At 51.4% G+C, this 18,047-nt stretch carries 14 protein-coding genes; 5 read left to right on the top strand and 9 right to left on the bottom strand.

From position 1 onward, the window contains the following. The first annotated feature begins 22 nt into the window (after nt 1-22). Together CGC65_RS27290 and CGC65_RS27285 are read left to right on the top strand one after the other, a co-directional pair. Nucleotides 23-1,588 (top strand): metallophosphoesterase, encoded by a 1,566-nt coding sequence (locus CGC65_RS27290; RefSeq protein WP_002566740.1) that lies wholly within the window; start codon nt 23-25, stop codon nt 1,586-1,588. Nucleotides 1,589-1,696: 108 nt separating this feature from the next. After that, nucleotides 1,697-3,733, top strand: a complete 2,037-nt coding sequence (locus CGC65_RS27285) for a gluzincin family metallopeptidase (protein ID WP_002566739.1) — start codon at nt 1,697-1,699, stop codon at nt 3,731-3,733. A gap of 74 nt (nt 3,734-3,807) precedes the next feature. Here CGC65_RS27285 and CGC65_RS27280 read toward each other — a convergent pair whose 3' ends face one another. Further along, nucleotides 3,808-5,955, bottom strand: a complete 2,148-nt coding sequence (locus CGC65_RS27280) for a M13 family metallopeptidase (RefSeq protein WP_002566738.1) — start codon at nt 5,953-5,955, stop codon at nt 3,808-3,810. Between the two features lie 454 nt (nt 5,956-6,409). Between CGC65_RS27280 and CGC65_RS27275 the strand changes: the two genes are divergently transcribed. Continuing rightward, a complete protein-coding gene (locus CGC65_RS27275; RefSeq protein WP_002566737.1) occupies nt 6,410-7,483 on the top strand; it encodes an RNA ligase RtcB family protein in 1,074 nt (357 codons plus the stop codon). A 10-nt stretch (nt 7,484-7,493) separates the two neighbouring features. Next, nucleotides 7,494-8,090, top strand: coding sequence for a peptide chain release factor H (gene prfH / locus CGC65_RS27270; RefSeq protein WP_002566736.1), 597 nt, complete (start codon nt 7,494-7,496; stop codon nt 8,088-8,090). Here the strand turns inward: prfH and CGC65_RS27265 are convergent. Genes CGC65_RS27265 through CGC65_RS27245 form a run of 5 tightly spaced genes read right to left on the bottom strand, consistent with a single transcriptional unit; the run spans nt 8,087 to nt 12,832 of the window. Next, complete coding sequence (locus tag CGC65_RS27265; RefSeq protein ID WP_002566735.1) at nt 8,087-8,773, bottom strand: class II aldolase/adducin family protein; 687 nt, start codon at nt 8,771-8,773, stop codon at nt 8,087-8,089. The genes prfH and CGC65_RS27265 overlap by 4 nt on opposite strands. A gap of 22 nt (nt 8,774-8,795) precedes the next feature. Further along, nucleotides 8,796-10,184 carry a GntP family permease gene (locus CGC65_RS27260; RefSeq protein ID WP_002566734.1) on the bottom strand — a complete coding sequence of 463 codons (1,389 nt, stop codon included), beginning with the start codon at nt 10,182-10,184 and terminating at the stop codon, nt 8,796-8,798. A gap of 12 nt (nt 10,185-10,196) precedes the next feature. Beyond that, a complete protein-coding gene (locus tag CGC65_RS27255; protein WP_002566733.1) occupies nt 10,197-11,417 on the bottom strand; it encodes a Tm-1-like ATP-binding domain-containing protein in 1,221 nt (406 codons plus the stop codon). An 8-nt stretch (nt 11,418-11,425) separates the two neighbouring features. Beyond that, nucleotides 11,426-12,223, bottom strand: coding sequence for an N-acyl homoserine lactonase family protein (locus CGC65_RS27250; RefSeq protein ID WP_002566732.1), 798 nt, complete (start codon nt 12,221-12,223; stop codon nt 11,426-11,428). A 12-nt stretch (nt 12,224-12,235) separates the two neighbouring features. Further along, nucleotides 12,236-12,832 (bottom strand): class II aldolase/adducin family protein, encoded by a 597-nt coding sequence (locus tag CGC65_RS27245; protein WP_002566731.1) that lies wholly within the window; start codon nt 12,830-12,832, stop codon nt 12,236-12,238. 234 nt (nt 12,833-13,066) lie between these two features. Between CGC65_RS27245 and CGC65_RS27240 the strand changes: the two genes are divergently transcribed. Next, complete coding sequence (locus CGC65_RS27240; RefSeq protein ID WP_002566730.1) at nt 13,067-13,795, top strand: FadR/GntR family transcriptional regulator; 729 nt, start codon at nt 13,067-13,069, stop codon at nt 13,793-13,795. 20 nt (nt 13,796-13,815) lie between these two features. On the opposite strand, the gene CGC65_RS27235 is transcribed toward CGC65_RS27240, so the two are convergent. From CGC65_RS27235 to CGC65_RS27225, 3 genes are all read right to left on the bottom strand, one after another. Beyond that, on the bottom strand, nt 13,816-15,027 hold the full coding sequence (locus tag CGC65_RS27235) for a DUF3810 domain-containing protein (RefSeq protein ID WP_002566729.1): 1,212 nt from the start codon (nt 15,025-15,027) through the stop codon (nt 13,816-13,818). Nucleotides 15,028-15,083: 56 nt separating this feature from the next. Continuing rightward, nucleotides 15,084-16,151, bottom strand: coding sequence for a sporulation integral membrane protein YtvI (gene ytvI, locus CGC65_RS27230; RefSeq protein WP_002566728.1), 1,068 nt, complete (start codon nt 16,149-16,151; stop codon nt 15,084-15,086). Nucleotides 16,152-16,329: 178 nt separating this feature from the next. Beyond that, nucleotides 16,330-17,901 (bottom strand): FeoB small GTPase domain-containing protein, encoded by a 1,572-nt coding sequence (locus CGC65_RS27225; RefSeq protein WP_002566727.1) that lies wholly within the window; start codon nt 17,899-17,901, stop codon nt 16,330-16,332. Nucleotides 17,902-18,047: the final 146 nt, after the last annotated feature.

Genomic DNA, 18,047 nt, shown 5'->3' with positions numbered 1-18,047 from the left:
TAATACAGAAAGAGCAGACTGCATGAAGAGAAAGACCTGGATGATAAGTGCCCTGATGTATGCCATGGTATTTATGGCATGCTTCGGGGTACTGCACGTTTTAAAGACTTTAATGGAGCCTTCAGGGCCTGTATCGGTTGAGAGCAGGGAAAGCGGGGGGCCTGAGGGCACCCGGGAAGCAAAGACAGGGGAGGAATGGGAGGAACCGGCCGGGCCGGAATTGGCTACGGATTCCCAGGCACAGGAACCCCAGGATGAAGTAATCAGGCAGGAGGGCTATAAGGAGTGGAAGAAGAAATTTCCCGGTATGTGGACTCCTCCGCAAGCCCCTGAGGAACCCTACATACCGCCCAGGCTGATCCTGGCAACAGACCTTCACTATCAAAGCGCTTTAGCTGGAGACGGCGGGGAAGCTTTCCGGTTGTTTGTGGAGCGGAGTGACGGAAAGGTGGTCCAGTATCTGCCTGAGCTTTTGGAAGCATTTCTGGACGAGGTCATAGAGGAACGGCCCTCTGCCCTGGTTCTCAGTGGCGATATTACTATGAACGGGGAGCGGCTGAACCATGAGGAGCTGGCGGCAAGGCTTAAAAGGGTCCAGGACGCAGGCATACAGGTCCTGGTGATACCGGGAAACCATGATATCAATAACCATGACGCTTCGGTGTACTACGGCGCCCGGAAAGAGCCGGCTCCCTATATTGACGGGCCTGAATTCCATGAGATTTACCATGAATACGGTTATGACCAGGCACTGAGCCGGGACGACAGCTCACTGAGCTATGTCTACGCCCTGGATGACAGAAACTGGCTTCTGATGCTGGACTCCTGCCAATATGAGCCGGATAACAAGGTGGAGGGAAGACTGAAAGACAGCACCATGGCCTGGGCCGATGAACAGCTGGCCAGGGCAAAGGAGGAGGGAGTGTTTGTGATACCCATTGCCCACCATAATCTGCTGGCCCAGAGCAGGATGTATACCACCCAGTGCGCCATGGACAACAACAAAGAGGTGATTTCCCTTCTTCAGAAATATGAGCTCCCGCTTTTTTTCAGCGGACACCTGCATGTGCAGCGTATCCGCAAGCATAAGAGCGAGCCCGGAGTTCCGGAAGGAAATTACGGCATACAGGAAATCGTGACAGATGCCCTCAGCATACCGCCCTGCCAGTATGGAGAGGTGTTATGGGAGGAGGACGGAAGTATTTCCTATGCCACCAGGGCTGTGGATGTATCTGCCTGGGCACAGAAAAACGGAAGCACCAATCCGGACCTGCTGGATTTTGAAGACTGGTCCTACCGGTACATACAAAAGCTGATCAGCGACCAGATACGGGGCGTTGTGAAGAACCTGGGGGCAGACGTGGAACATTCCATGGCAGCAACCTATGCAGGGGTATACATTGATTACTATGCAGGACGGGAAATTGACGTCAAAGGTATAAAGAGCACCAAGGGATACCGGTTCTGGGAGAGAAACATGCCGGACAGCTATCTGATCCGGGAGCTGGACGCCATGATTGCTGATTCGGACAGGGATAATAACTATTTCCTGCTTCCGGAGGAGGAAGGATGGATAACCGGAGATTAGGCAGGCAGCATGGACCATGGACCGGAGATGAGACATTAAATCAACTGGCGGTAAAACGTCCGGGGTGTTACAATAGGCATATACCATAATATGTAAGGAGGGCCTGCTGTGAAAAACGGAATGTGGAAAAGGAGTCTAAGGCGCGGGGCAGCACTGGTCCTGGCATTGGTGATGTCACTGACGATCACCTCCTGCAGCGCGTCTCAGGGAAGCCTGACTGCCCGGGAAAGGGCCCGGGAACCGGAATATGTCAGCAAAGCCGGCGGAAAGGTCCATGAAGCCGTTCCCTATTCCCGGAGGCCATACGAGCACTATGACCCGGCTGCCATGGAACAGGCCATGGCTGATTTTGAACAGGCCTGTGCTTCGCAAGGCCGGGAAGAGGAGGTGCTGAGGCTATACGATGCCATTGTGGATGAGTATGACCGTCTGGCTACCCTGACTTATATGGCCCAGCTGAACTATGACAGGGACGTGTCGGATGAGCAGGCTGCCGCAGAACAGGCATATACCACGGACATCTACTCCGAGATGGGGGATAAGGCTGCAGCCTGCCTTAAGAAGGGGATGAACTCATCCTATAAAGAACTCCTGACAGATAAGATGGGGATTGAATATGCGCCTTACATCGAATATTACAGGGAAAATTCCGGGGAACTGACCGAACTGAACCGGAGGGAGCAGGAGCTTCTCAGGGAGTATGACAAACTGGCTGCCGGCGATTTTACGGTGGAGCTGGAGGGCGGACAGTGGAGCTACAGCCGGCTGGAACGGGAACCGGACCTTGACGACGGGCAGTACGCTGAGATTGAGGATGCACTTGTCAGGGAAAAGAACCGGGTTCTGGGCAGCAAGTTCCGGGAACTGGTCCAGGTGCGCCGCCGGACAGCAGAGCTTAAAGGCTATGACAACTATGCCCGTTATTCCTTTGAGGCTGTTTACGGAAGGGACTATACCCTTCAGGACGCAGAGGGGCTTTGCTCGGATGTAAAGACCCGTATTGTTCCCCTTAATAATGACATCTGGTATATGGATGTGGCCCAGGAATCCTATGACTCCCTGGACCTTGTGGAAGAGAGTTCCGCCCAGGACATACTGGCCGGTGTTGGAAGGGCTGTCGGATCGGTGAATCCTGAGCTGGGTGAGATTTTCCGGTATATGCAGGACAACGAGCTGTATGATATCCAGTCCGGGGAAGACGGACAGGACAGGATGGATAATAATTATACCGTAGGGCTTCCAAGCTATGGCGACGCATTTATTTTCATCAACAGAAACCATACATTTACGGATTACCAGTCCCTGATTCATGAATTCGGGCATTTCAGCTCCTATTATTATAATTCGGTGCCTGAACTGTTCCAGGGTTACAGTGTGGATGTGTGCGAGGTCCAGTCACAGGGGTTGGAGATGCTGGTCAACCAGTATGCGGGGGATATGTTTGGCGAAGGGGCAGAGGCCTTTGAGTTTGAGACTGTTACGGATATGCTGTATGTGATCATTATGTCCTGCATGCTGCAGGAATTTGAGGAAGCTGTTTACATGGATCCGGACATGAGTCTGGAGGACATGAACCGCACATTCAAAGAGATACAGGATTCCTATCATGGATGGTATTTTGATGTCTACGACGAGGGCGTGTGCTATGACTGGGTGGATGTGTCGCATCTGTTTTACAGCCCCCTGTACTATATGGGATATGGAACCTCGGCTCTGTCGGCCCTTGATCTCTGGACCATGTCCAGGAGGGACTGGGACGGCGCTGTGGATACGTATATGGGACTTTTGAATGAAGGTCTGGATGCCCCCTACCGCGACACCATGTACCGCTGCGGGCTGAGGGATGTGTTTGACAGCAGTGAGCTGGAAGCCCTGGCAGGGGATGTGCGCAGGATCCAGGGACTGGATCAGGATGGTGAGGGAGCTGAGGACCCGTCACAGGAGAACCCATCACAGGATATCCCGTCACAGGAGGACCCGGACCAGGCAGGAACGAACTCTGAGGGAAGCTCTGGCAGCGGATTAAGGGCTGCGGGCTTTCTGGTGCTGGCAGGCATCTGCGTCATCCTTGTATTTCAGGTTATGATTTTATGTACCGGGTTTGTAATTATCTGGCTGCTTGTCAGGAAAAAGAGAGAAGAGTAATCATGGCAATACAGATACAGAGTCCGGGAGGCAGATGCTTCCCGGACTCTGACATTTTATATATATAGATATTTCTACCAGATATGGGGTCTGTCCTCCGGCCTGCGGTACATCCCGTCGCCTTCCCTGACCCCAAAGGCAGTATAAAAGTCATCGGTGGCAGACAGTACGGCATTTACCCTGGTGATGCCAGGGGAATGTGTGTCATTGGTCATGATGTAGGAAAGGTATTCATCCCTGTATTTTGTGGCCCATATGACACCATAGGCATGGTACAGCTCCTTCAGGTCATATCCCTTTTCCCTGGCTATTTCTGTTATGCAGGAAACACCTCCCAGGTCAGCGATATTCTCCGTAACGCTCAGCGTACCGTTTACCTGGATGCCGTTTACTTCCATGGTATCATAGTAGTCAATGACCTTTTGGGCCAATTCCCTGAAATGCTGTTTATCCTGGGCAGTCCACCAATCCCTCAGGTTTCCCTTTTCATCATACTGGGCTCCGCTTGTGTCAAACGCATGGGTGATTTCGTGGCCGATAACAGCTCCGATGCCACCCAGGTTGGCCACAGGCTCAGCCTGCGGGTCATAAAACGGGGCCTGAAGGATTCCGGCCGGAAACACGATCTCGTTGTTTCCGGGGTTATAATAGGCATTGACTGTCTGGGGCGTCATGCTCCATTCATTCCGGTCCACCGGGTCGTGTCTGGTCTTAAAGGAGTAATCCTGGGATGCCTTAAGGATTTCCATGATATTGTCGATGTAGACACCGCCCTGGTCCGGGGATTTCAATACCAGGTTCAATTTGTCCTGGGGCCATTCATCGGGATAACCAACCTTGACAGTAATGGCTTTCAGCTTTTTCCTTGCCTCCTGACGGGTGGATTCTGTCATCCATTCCATATGGGCAAGGCGGTTGTCGTATACATCTATGATTTGCCGGATGATGGAAGCCACATCCTGTTTGGCGTCCTCGTTAAAATAGGTTTCACAGAATACACGGCCGCACTGGAAACCAAGTTTTTCCTGGACTGTTTCAGATACGGTCCGCTCAAAATCCTTTTTCTTTTCTATACCTCCTGCTGCTGTCTGATACTCCTGGGCAGCGTCCAGGGAAGCGGTGTCTGTCATCATGGACAGATCTGAATAGAGACATGTCTTGACATATTCTTTCAGGAGGGGAAGGTTTTCTTCCTTCAGATAGCTTCCAAGCTTCCTGCAGGCATCCGGCTGGGATACAACTGTCTTTTCACCTTCCTGTATGCCGAAAATGCTGTTTAGAAGGCGGAAGGGCAGAGCCGAGGAATAGAGGTTTGCCGCCTCGCCGGCCGTGCAGACATTGTATGTTTTTTCCGGGTCATAGACCTCTTCTATCTTAAGGGTGGAGGACGCCAGATCTTTCATCATATCAGTTACCCGGGCAACGGTCACCCCTGCTTCCTCCGGACTCAGGCCGTTATTTTCGTGAAGCTTTGTGAGGTATTTTTTGTATTCCTCCACCCGCTTCTGGTTGGATGCATCTTCGGAGAACCAGACTTCCCTCCTGAGACCGGAATCCGGCTGTGAGAGATAGAGGACTTTAACGGAGGAATCCCCGCTGTCCCCTTCATAATACCAGCCCATAAGGCTGAACAGTCCGGTATCCCTCTGGAACTGGAGGCATGCCTTTAAAAGCTCAGAGACAGAACCTGCTGAATCTACTTCCTTTAAAAATGCTCCGGCTGTGCGGCCGTATCCTTCCCTGTCCCTGGTCTCCCGGTCCAGGCCGGTCAGATTCAGGGCGCGTATGTTATACAGGTCGCTTCCCGCTTCCTGCTCTGCCTGTCCTGCTTCAGATGAAGCCTGGCGAATCAGGTCATTTACCTTGGAATAGTTGTCTTCCCGCGCCTTCCTGAACCAGCTCATATCGGCCTGTTCAGCCGGAATTTCCCAGCCATTAAGTGTGTCATGGTTTACCGCATCATAAAAATCATCCACATAGGCTGCCGGGCCTTGGACGGTTTGGCCTCCATGGGGCCGCTCCGGGCTTTCAGGCTGGTTAACTGCAGGTCCGGCCGTGATTTCAGCCTGGCTTTCCGGTTCTGTTTCTGTCCGGCCTGTACCGGAGCATCCGGTGGCAGTAATGGCGGCTGCCAGTACCGCGGCTGTCAGGGTCAGGGCTTTCCGTGGTGAGACTGCCCGGGCTGCGGTGATTTGCTCCGCCGGGCTTTTACTTTTTTTCATTCTTCTTTATTCCTCCTTGATTGCTTGATTACAGAGCGTATTTGAAAACTGCTTAAGTCCTGCCCTGTATAAATTACAGCGGGCAGAGTACCCTGCATCTGTCACAATCATTAATATACCCTGGTATATGCAATGATATAAAAGTTCCGTGTTGATGAAAGCATGATGGAATTCCGGGATAATTACGGGATTGACATTTTGCCGGGTTACGATTATAGTATAATACAGAATACGAAGGAAGCAAATCCTTCATGAGCAAAGGAGTGGTTGTTATGTTGGCAGGTCGTAATGATAAAGCAGAGGTGAAAACAGTATAACGAAACAGTAGGACAGGAAGCGGCATACTATGTTTTTTTGATGCGCACGGCTTGTTGTCGTGTTTTTTTGTACCCTTTTTTTGGGGAAAATGACAGAAGTATGGGCTGAGCTGTCGGCTTATGAAGGAGAATTTGATTTGGAGAAAGAAAATTGCATATTAATCAGCAGCGGTAAGAATTGGATGGAACAGGCGGCAAAGGACCAGCTTTTGGCAGTGAGCAGGCTTCCTGGCGTTGTGAAGGCAGTGGGGCTTCCGGACCTGCATCCCGGGCGGATTCCTGTGGGAACCGCTGTCCTCAGCAGGGGAGTATTATATCCCCATTTACTTGGAAATGATATCGGCTGCGGTATGAGCCTCTTTGACACAGGGGTAAAGAAAAAGAAGTTTAAACAGGAGAAATGGGTATCAAGGCTGGAGGCCGTCCGGGAGCTGGAGGATATACCGTTTTCCAGCCCATATGAGGAGGAGTGCCCGATACGGGACTTGGGAACCCTGGGAGGAGGGAACCATTTTGCGGAGTTCCAATGTGTGGAGCGGATTTATGACCAGGAGGCAGCCGGGAGCCTGGGGCTTTGTGCGGACCGTATTCTGCTTTTGGTCCACTGCGGCTCCAGGGGATACGGCCAGGAGATCCTGTCACGGTTTTGGGTGCCGGAGGGGCTTGCGGATGGTTCTGAACAGGCAGAAGCATATATGGCTGAGCATGACAGAGCTTTAAGGTGGGCAGTGAGAAACCGGAGAGCAGCGGCGCAGAAGCTGCTTGCGTGGCTGGGAGGCGCCTCTGAGCCGGAGCTTCTCATGGACAGCTGCCATAATTATCTGGAACGGACAAAGGACGGCCTTCTGCACAGAAAGGGCAGCGTATCAGCCTCTAAGGGAGCAGTGGTGATTCCGGGGTCAAGGGGAAGCCTGACCTATGTGTGCATTCCAAGGGAGGATACGGCGGTGTCACTTAATTCTCTCTCTCATGGCGCGGGAAGAAAATGGGCCAGGAGTATCTGCAAAAGCCGCATAGACCAAAAATATGACCGGGATTCTATCCGGTGCACAGGCCTTAAGAGCCGTGTGGTCTGCCACGATACCAACCTGCTGTTCGCAGAGGCGCCGGAGGCATATAAAAATGTGGAGCAGGTCATGGGGGTATTGCAGGAGTACGGACTGATTGACATAGCAGCCACCCTGCGTCCTCTGATCACGTTTAAAGGATAGGAGGGAGCCTATGAGAGTACAGATTAGTTCCGGTCAGGGACCGGCAGAATGCGAGCTGGCAGTGGCTATGCTCTATGAGGAACTGAGAAAGGAAGCCGGGGATGTGCGCCTGGTAGGCTGTACCCCCGGAAAGAAGCCTGGATGCATGTCATCTGTGGTGTTTGAGACGGACCGGGATTTACGGGAGCTGGAGGGCAGTGTGCAGTGGATTTGCAAAAGTCCCTACCGTCCCGGCCACAGGAGGAAGAACTGGTATGTGGATGTCAGCATACTGGACCAGGTCCCAAGGATATCAGAGGAAAGAATGGTGCGTTTTGAAACCTTCCGCAGCGGAGGAAAGGGAGGACAGCATGTGAATAAGGTGGAGACCGGTGTACGGGCCATCCATATTCCCACGGGTACAGCCGTGGTGTCAACCCAGGCCAGGAGCCAGCATATGAATAAGCAGATTGCCATGGACCGGCTGTGCAGCATACTGGCAGAAATGAATGCCAGAAATCAGCAAAAGGAAAAAAGCCTTGCGTGGATGGAACACGCAAGGCTGGAGCGGGGAAATCCGGTCCGTATTTATGAAGGTATGAAGTTTGAACGGAGCCGGAAACATTAATTCTCCGGAATTCCCCCGGTGAGTATACCCATTTCGTCCCGGATTTGTACCAGCCCGGCCAGCGCTTCCCCGGATAGATACGGGACATCACGGCCGGTGATATGGGCCAGAATAAGGGTGCGAAACAGGATGCCCGCCTGGTGTTCCAGGGCTTCCATGCGGTAAAGGGCCTGGTAAAGGTCCTTTCCCCAGCTTAAAGCCCCATGGTTTGCCAGCAGGACAGCATTGTAACGGTTGATGAAAGGCGCAATGCTGTCAGGTACATCATAAGTTCCGGGCTTGGCGTAGGGGGCAATCAGTATGTTGCCTGTTACCAGTACGGCTTCTGCCACAACCGGCTTTTTCATCTCCATTCCCATGACGGAAAAGCTGGTGGCAGATGCCGGATGGGCGTGAACCACCCCGGTTATGTCAGGGTTTTCCTGATAGGCCCGAAGATGCATTTTCACTTCTGAGGACGGTTTTCCTCCATCCAGGATGGCTCCGTCTAAATCCATCTTTACAAGTGAATCCGGCTCCATAAAGCCCTTGGAAACGCCTGTGGGCGTGACAAGAATGGTGGTGTCGCTGATTTTACAGCTGATGTTTCCGTCATTGGCAGCCACATAGCCTCTGTCATAAATGCGTTTTCCCACATTCAGGATGGCCCTGCGCGCCTCTTGCTCAGATAAATAGTTTTTCATAGTAGTATCTCCCGGACATGCTCTAAAATCTCAGACCTAAAGTTGCTAATACGACAATGACAAGCGCGGTGGCAATGGGAATGACCACGGATGTGACAAACATGTCCAGATATCCCTCTTTGTGGGTGATGCCGCACAGGGACAAGGTGGTTACGGTAGCCCCGTTGTGCGGAAGTGAGTCCAGGCCGCCGGAAGAGATGGAAGCAATTCTGTGCAGTACCTGGGGGCCGATTCCTATGCGGGCACCCTGTTCCAGGAAGGTGGGGGCAAGCGCTTCTAAGGTGGCTCCCAGTCCGCCGGAGGCAGATGCAGTCATGCCGCACAACAGATTGACAGCCAGGACCTCGGTAATCAGCGGGTTGGCTGATATAGAGAGGATGAAGGCCTGCACAATGGCAAAGATGGCCAGCCCTTTAATTACGGAGCCAAAGCCCACAACTGCGCAGGAGTTAATAAGGGGCATCAGAGAATTGCCCGCAGCTGACTTAAGGCTGTCCTTCAATGCCTTAAAGCGGGGCAGACCGGTTATAATCAGGTAAATGATGGCAACGAGCAATGCAATCAGGACGGACCAATTGCCGGAGACAGCGCTGATTTTTGTGTTGTACTGTTCCAGATAGGCCGTGTTCAGACGGGGATATATGACCTTGGAGCATAAGAGGTTGACCGCTACAATCAGGAGGAAGGCAATAACAGGATGGATGATGCCGGGGAGATCGGATTCAGATATCTCCTTTTTTTCATCGTCATGGTCCCCGTATCCTTCCTCAGCCTGTTTTGCCTTTTTGGCCCGGTAGTTAAGCCAGCTCATGCCGAGGGAGAACATCATGATGGCGGCTATGATGCCCAGGACCGGAGCGGCAAATGCATCCGTGCCAAAGTAGGTCATGGGTATGGTGTTCTGTACCTGGGGAGAGCCAGGAAGAGCTGTCATGGTAAAGGTAAATGCCCCAAGGGCAATGGAGCCTGGAATCAGCCTTTTGGGGATGTCGGCCGCCCTGAAAAGAGAGATGGCTATGGGAAGAACCACGAAGGTTACCACAAAGAGGGAAACGCCTCCGTATGTAAGGACTGCGCAGCACAGGACAACTGCCAGTATAGCTCTTTCCTTGCCAAGCCTGCTGGCGATAAGATGGGAGATGGCATCCGCATACCCGCTTACCTCCATTAATTTCGCAAAGACAGCCCCAAATAAATACAAGGGGAAATAGTTCCTTGCGTAGTTTGCAAAACCGGTCATATAAACTTCCGTATAATTTGCCATGAGATGGGAGTCAAAGCCGGCAGAAAAAATTACAGCTACCATGGCAACGATTGGTGCGATGATTATTACGCTGTGTCCCTTAAATGCCAGGTATACCAGCAGGAACAGCGCCAGGAACAAACCGGCAACGCTTATGGTTGTAGTCATAAATCCACCCTCCTATACAAGATTCATTATAGCTGCGGCAACTGCCTTCTGACAGCTGTCCGAATTGATATTACCCCTTACTTCAATAATTTTTATATGCTGTTCCAGAAGTGGCTTGATGGTGCTTATAAAGGCCTCATCCACCTCCGGGTCATACATGGGACCGCCTTTGGCCGCGGCCTCGCAGAAGCCTTCATCCGGCAGGATAAGGGTTACAGGGGCAGTGCTTTTGTTCAGGCGCCCGGCCAGGACGCGGGCCAGCTTTACTGCCTCTTCCCTGTAAATTTTGGTGTGGACGATACTTGAATTGTGATAGACCTTCTTTCTGCGGTCAATATCATCCGGTAATCCCCGCCCGTCCTCGTCAATGAAGAAATCAAGCATGTCCAGGGCACCGGGCACGACGACCATAGGTACGTGATGCCTAACGGCTGCCTCCAGCCGGTTGTTTGCACCGGTACAATACCCGCCCAGGACTTCGCAGGTAAGTTCGTGGAGTGTTATATCCGCAATCAGGTCAAAGGCACCTTCCTCAATCAGTTTTTCCATGCAGCGCCCCCCTACGCCATTGGCGTGGAAGCAGGTTTTTTCATAAGTGCCGTCAGGCAGGAGGCGCAGTGCTCCCTCAACGCCTTTGGATGTAATTCCAAGCATTGTTGCGGCAATCTTTTTACGGGAATCAGGAGTCACCTGTCTTTGGTGTTGGAGCATGCCCAGGGCAGCGTGGCAGACGTTGTGAATCACAGTTTTTGTGGTATAATTAAGCCCGGAAATGTCTGCAACCGTGTGGACGACCATGATATCCTTGTCTCCCACATATTGTTCCATGGTTCTTCTGCCGCAGGCCAGGGAAGAGGCCACAATTTTAGGTACGCCAAATGGCAGGGACTTCATGGCCGCGGCAGCCATCCGGGCATTCTGTCCTCCCCCGATGGAAATGACGGCATCAAATAACCCTTGCGCATACAAAGCAGGCATGACTGCGGTCAGGGCATTTGACATGGTTTCGATACTCTGGGCCTTATCTAAGGGACCGAATTCTTCCCAGGTCATCCCGTAACGGGCCAGGATATCGGCAGGCCCCACCGCATCGCCGGCGTCCACCAGGGTTTTGGTGCTGATATCAATTATGAGTCCCTGGCCTCCACATGATTCAATCTCATGTTTGGCATATAAGGTTTCCTGCAGTTTGGTATCAAGAGAGGCTATCAGGGCGATTCTGTTGTGTTCCATGCTGCCTCCTAATTTCCGTACACTCTTTTTGAGTCTACAATTTCAATCATCTCAGGCGCGTGAGTTGGAAGGATGAATTCCTGGCTCTTTGCCCGTTTCTTCAGTTCTACAATGCTGTTCCATTCATCCACGATATCTAAGAAGCGTCCTGGAGGTGTGATGTCATAATGCATTTCCGGTACAGGCTTTAGGTTGTCATAGGTAAAGATAAGGTCGCCGCAGCAGTGATACTGTCCCTCGCTGGTATTAACCACAACGGTTTGATGACCAACGGAATGTCCTGGGGTGGGGTATACACTGATACCGTCAAAAATCTCTGCCTCCCCGTCATAAAGCTTAAAGCTTCTGCCGTCAAACTGAGGTTTCAGTCCCAGAACCGGATACTCATAGGATTTATAGTAAAGAGGAATGGGATTTACGGCAAACTGGTATTCTGTTCTCTGGACATGAAGATCAGCATTTACAAAGCGGTCCAGATAATAGACATGGTCCCAGTGGAGATGGGTAAAAATAATATCCGTTATCTCGCTGCACTTGATTCCCAGATTTTCCAGCTGTTCATAAACAGCATAACCCTCTGGCTGCACAGAGCCAGGATGGTGATATTTTCCGGCAATTTCTGTATCAGACATTCCTGTATCGATCATAATTTTCTTTCCGCCGCCCTGTACCAGAAATACAGTGACAGGGAGCTTTACAAAGCCCTCCACATCATAGAATTTGTGTACGCTGTGGTGATATAAGTACTGGCCCTTGCTTGTGTTGGTGAATCCTGTATTAATAGGTGTGATGGTATAGTTTGTCATATCTGTTCTCCTTTACTTTCTGAGTTTTTTCTGTTCCCACGCAATCATAGCGGTTTCTTCAATCAGTTCGGCGATCTGCCCTGCTTTCACTGCACTGGACGATATGGCGACAATGCCGTGGCCCTTTAAGATGATGGCAGCGGTCTCCGGCTCTGTATCCAGAACTTTAAACACCTTAGGCAGTTCCTCCTGAGTTACGGCCTGGGTGGTGACATCCACTACCTTGACCGGTTTTTTCAGTTTGAGCTGGGAATGAAGGGTGATTAATTCCAGCTGTCTGTCATTCAGAGAAATGAGGATGGAATAGGGGCTGTGTGTATGTACAATGCCTCCTATTTTGGGGTATCGGGCATACAGGTTGCCGTGAAGGGTGGATTCCCTGGTAGGTTTGTACAGACCCTCCTGAAGGTTTCCCTGGAAATCAGTTATGGTTATATTCTCCTCACTGCACTGCCCGTAGGAAAATCCGCTGGGCTTGACAATCATCAGGTCAGTTCCCGGAATACGGACACTCAGGTTTCCGCCGGTTCCGGTTTGAATCCTGCTCTCGTATGTGCGGGATGCGGCGGCTAAGAAATCATCTTTTGCTTTTAAAAATTCCCTGTACATTGTATCTCCTTTTCATGTGTTTTCGCGCGCTTTTATACCAAAAGCATATATATTTTTGTATAAAAAATCAATATATTAAAGATAAAAAGACCGGATAGTATATAAGTTATACAAAATACAATGATATATTGGTATAAAATATAAATATTGGTATGAATTTAAGAGATATAATGGTATAATATATACCAAAATACATGTATGCGGGATTAAAAATATACCGGGAGGGGCGAATTGATGGCAAGACAAAAATTGAGTGAGGTCATATTAGAAGATCTAAAGAAACGAATATTAACAGGAGAATACCGGACAAATCAGAAGCTTCCCACGGAGCGGGAACTGGCAAACTATTATGATACCAGCCGCATTCCGGTGAGGGAAGCCTTAAGACAGCTGGCAGACGCAGGAATCGTGAGGACATCGGCGGGTTCCGGGACCGTGGTGATATCATCCGGCAGCACCCTGTCAGATACATCCTATGGAACACCTTTTATGGAAAATGTTACGTTATTAAAGGAGACAATTATACTAAGAAGACTTATCGAATCCCAGGCAGCCAGAGAGGCGGCCCAGAACCGGTCGGCAGATGATATAAAAGAACTTCAGAATGCGCTGTTCGACAGCATTAACCAGATACGTAAGCTGAAGGCAAAGGAGAACAATTCATTTTTTGAAGCAGACGCCTGGTTTCATAAGGCTATAGCAAAGGCATCCCACAACCAGCTCCTTGTGGACTGCCTGGATGCAATACCCTATATTACAGCCAACCATCAGTTCCTTTCCCTGAAATACACTACTCCACGGGATGAGGTGGTGTCATACCATACACAGATATATGAAAACATCCTGGATATGAATGGCGAGCGCGCCTATGAATCCATGTACAACCATCTGTACCGGGTGGAGACATTGATGATGAACCACAAGCAGGAAGTAGGGGGACTGGGAGGGGAGGACGGCATATAAGCGGAAAGGGAGGATTTAACCTAATCCTCCCTTAATTGGTCCTTATAATATGCCAGCATCAAATCCACCATCCGTCCATAGCTTCTGACGCCGTCCTCCTGGCTGTGGGCTTTGAGATATCTGTCATTCATCTGGGTGGAGGCTTCTGCCACAGGTCCTTCAAAGCGCTCCCAGAACTGGTTGTTCCAGGCCAGGTCCTGGGCGGCCTGAGGGGACAGCTTTGTATAAAGGTCATAATAACTTTCGGGGTCCACCCTGGCCAGGGCATTGCCGGCGTAGACCCAGCCGGTCAGATAGCCGCTGTAGCGAAAGTCCGGGGAATCGGATCCGATACATGCCAGGTATCCGATGAAGTTGGCTTCATCTTCCCGCATAAATCCCTTCAGATGAGACAATTCATGGCAGATGGTATGGGGGATGTTATAGTAAGGCATTTCCCTGTTGTAGTTCGCCTCTATGGTGAAGGGGGAATAAATGCCGCAGAGCTGCTGCACGGACAGCAGTCTGGAGTTGATGAGAGGCTTTGGATAGGGATAATAACCCTCCAGCTGGGGGTAGGACTGGCCCAGCCGGACCATGGCTGCCCTGCCGTCCCTTCCAAGCTTTGAAAGATCCCGGGCTGATGGCGCGGGGGTTGCCTCGGTCTGTCCCGGGTAGAGGCCGTCCAGGATTTCGCCGGAGTGGTCTATTTCTGTCAGAGAGCTGTTGATTTGGTTTGTAAGATAACGGCACAGCGCCAGCAGCTCCTCGGTGGAGGTTTTTTCTGCGGCAATGCCTGCCTCATAGGAAAAGGGGTTCCGGTAATAGTTGATGCCGCAGTTTATGGTGAACACGAATAACAGGACACAGCAAAGAAAAAAGGCACGGGAGAACACCACAACAGGCTGCCTGATATGCAGAATCATGTAGCATATGCAGAACAGGCAGAGGGAATACAGCCCGATTTCGGAAAGGGAAAATGGAAACAGGCTGCACAACCGTCCCAATGTACCGGCCAGGAGCGGGTACACGGCGACGGAGTAAAACTGGGCGAACCCGGGCACTGTCCGGGCACAGAGTCCCAGCAGGCCGGAGACAGCGGCCAGAACCAGGCCGGCTGCAAAAAATCTAAAAGAACGGACCTTCTTTTCTGTCCTTTCAGGCGCCTTGTTCTGGAGGGCGGTGGATTTTAATGCGGCTTTAGAGGAAAATGCCGGCGCAATCTTGGCTGTAACGTTATGGAAGAACTTCATATACAACACCTGCCTTTGGGGTATGGTTGTGTTCTTGCCTGGTGGGATGCTGCAGGTTAAACCTGGTTCTGGGCGGGGAGGTTATTTCCGCTGTGCAGTTCGGCCAGTACGGTGGCGGCTATGGGGAACAGGAATATACCGGTCAGGCCCAGAAGCTTGCCGCCTGCAAAGATGCACAGGAGGGTGGCTATGGGGGACAGGCCCATCTGATGGCCGATGATTTTGGGCTCCAGGGTCTGGCGGACCACTGCTATGAGCAGATACAGGCACACAAGACCCATGGCCAGGCTTCCGGAGCCGGTCGTCCAGGCTATTAATGCCCAGGGAAGAAGCACGGTGCCTGTGCCAAGGACCGGCAGAATATCCACCAGCGAGGTGATGCAGGCAAGCGTGAATCCGGCCGGAATGCCCAGCACCAGGAAACCGATATAAAGTTCCGTAAATGTCAGGAGCATCAGGAGCGCATAAGCCCGCAGAAGCCGGCAGGCGACTTTACGGATATGGAGAAGTACCTGTAAGAGCATTTGCCGTCTGTCATCAGGAATCTGATACAGCAGGAAATCCAGCGTCTCCCTGTAATTGCCTGTCAGGAAAAAGGATGCGATCACAGCGATGACAAAATCAAGGACCAGGGCAGGAATACCGCTTATGGCAGAGGCGCCCCACCCAAGCAGTCCGGAGGAGATGCCCACAGAAGCATTTTCCATGAAACGCTCCAGGCTTTGTCCAAGGGCTGATATGTGGATGCTGTGTCCGGGGAAACTGTTTTCCAACAGGGAAAAGAAATGGGACAGACCTGGTTCGATGGTCTGGCTGTAGATGCCGGGCAGCTTTTTTGCCTGTTCCTGGATGGATGACAGGATTTGGCTGCCAGACACGCACATGATTGTCAGAATGGAACCATAAAAGACCAGCAGCACAACTGCGGCGGCCGCGCCCTTTCCGCCCTTCATGTGTCTGTCCAGTAGAGACACTGCCGGTTCCAGCATGGCTGCAATAGCCATGGCGGCCATGAAGGGAATCAGTATGGGCAGGAGTTTCTTTAACCCTATATAGCAGAGCACACCTATGATTCCAAAGTAAATAAAGCTGATGATGAATGTCCTGCGTTTTTGAATGTCCATATATGTATCCTGTTGTTTGCTTAGTTCCATTATAGGCTCAGGAGACACGGCAGTCAAGAAAGAATCCCCAGAAAATGGGGGACATGCACTGGAAGATATTTCTAGGGCAGAGCCATATTCCGGGGAATGATTTTATGAGAGGGAAAGGGATTGCTGCATTATGATGGGAGCGCAGGTGTCAGCCGGATATTCTGCCTGTCAAAGCTATGAGAAAGCACAGGGTGATACCGAGAATGAATACCAGCAGCCGCCCCCAAAAAAAGTACGGAGTATGGCCGGGGCTTCTGCGCATCTTCAGACAGACAGTGATGCTTGGAAAGCGGGTCAGAGCCATGAGACAGGTGCACAGGGCAGTGCGCCAGGTCCACCCGTGATTTGCCAGCACCTGTCCGAGGATGAAGGGGGATGAAGGGGAAGGGATTCCTCCTGTTTTCAGATATATCATCATCATGGCGGGAAGCGCCATTCCATGGGAAAAAATACCCAGGATAAAAGCAGCCAGTATGGTGCCGTCCAGTCCAAGGAGACGGGCCGGATGCTCAAGAAAATGTGTGATGGCAGTTAACAGGTTCCCTCCGGCTATATCCGAAAACAGTAGGGTGCCGTAACCTGTTTCCGGTCCGGCATATGCCATGCTGCCAAGAAACCATATGAGAATGCCGGACGGGACAGCTGCTGCCGCTGCCTTGTCAAGGACCGGAATGGTGTGATCTGCGGTACTTGAGAAAAGGGTGGAAAAGATACCGTATGACTTGTAATGGCTGGCGGTATTACAAGGTTTTTCAATAAAAAACTCTGTCAGCAGGTCTGACAGATATACGGCCCAGGGAAAGCAGCTGCATCTTCCCAGCAAACCCAACAGGGGAAACAGCAGAAAAAGCATTGGGAGCATTACCAGTATGGTGCATGACACGGCGCGAAATGCACCATGAACCATGGGGGCAGCCAGCCAGGCAGGTATTCCAAACCATTCTGCCCAGGCCCACAGGACGGTTTCAGTTTCAAAAAATAACGGCCAGAGACAGTCTGTAAGCCGGATGGACAGACAGGCGGTAAGTCCAATTAAGAGCAATAGCAGCAGCGCTTCACATATTCTTCGGATCCATCCTGCTTCCGGGCTTATATTCCGCTTTTTTCCCTGAGACGGGCTTATTTCAGGCATCATGCACTCATGAGCCAGGCGGCAGGGAGAAAAGTCCAGACAGTCGTAGAGAAAATCGTGCCTGTGATGGGGCTGGAGAGCATAGTGGAGGGCTGCTTTTAAGTCGTCCATCTGTTCCCTGCCGTATCCGTGGAGGGGGACGACCGGAATCTGGAGTACATCGTGGAGAAGTGAAAAATCAATGCGGATGCCCTGCCGTCTGGCTTCTTCACAGCGGCTGACACACAGGACAACGGGAATGGAGGAGTCCCTGACCGGTCCAAGACTCAGGATTTCTTTTAAAAGTCCCAGAAGGATTTCCAGATGAAGCGCGTGGCCTATCACCAGAATGGCGTCCGGGTGTCCGGAGCAGAGATAGGATGCCGTGCAGCTGGCTTCCTCTGACGGGGAGCTGAGGGACAGGACTCCGGGAAGGTTCACTGCCTTATAGTGGCGGCTGTCATATGAAAAATCACCATGGGGGCAGGACATGTCCCGCATACAGGAAGGCATAGCAGGGCCCTTTTTGGCAGTGAGCTTTTTAAACAAGACCTCCTTGCCGGTCTGTTCATTACCGGTAAAAGCGATGATAAAATGTGGGTGTTCCATCCAGTCACTCCTGAAATATAAAATCTGCCTATAGGCGGGCAGATTGAGTCTTAGGATAGCGTATGTGCCGCAAAACCTTTGGTGCATGGCAGTCAGGTCCCTATCTGCCATTGGTTCATCATTGTGGCCACAGACTGCTTGACGGA

The sequence above is a fragment of the Enterocloster bolteae genome, assembly GCF_002234575.2.
In the GTDB taxonomy this organism is placed as follows: Bacteria; Bacillota; Clostridia; order Lachnospirales; family Lachnospiraceae; genus Enterocloster; species Enterocloster bolteae.
Note: the sequence above shows the minus strand (reverse complement) of the source record. Positions and strands in the feature narration are given on the sequence as shown.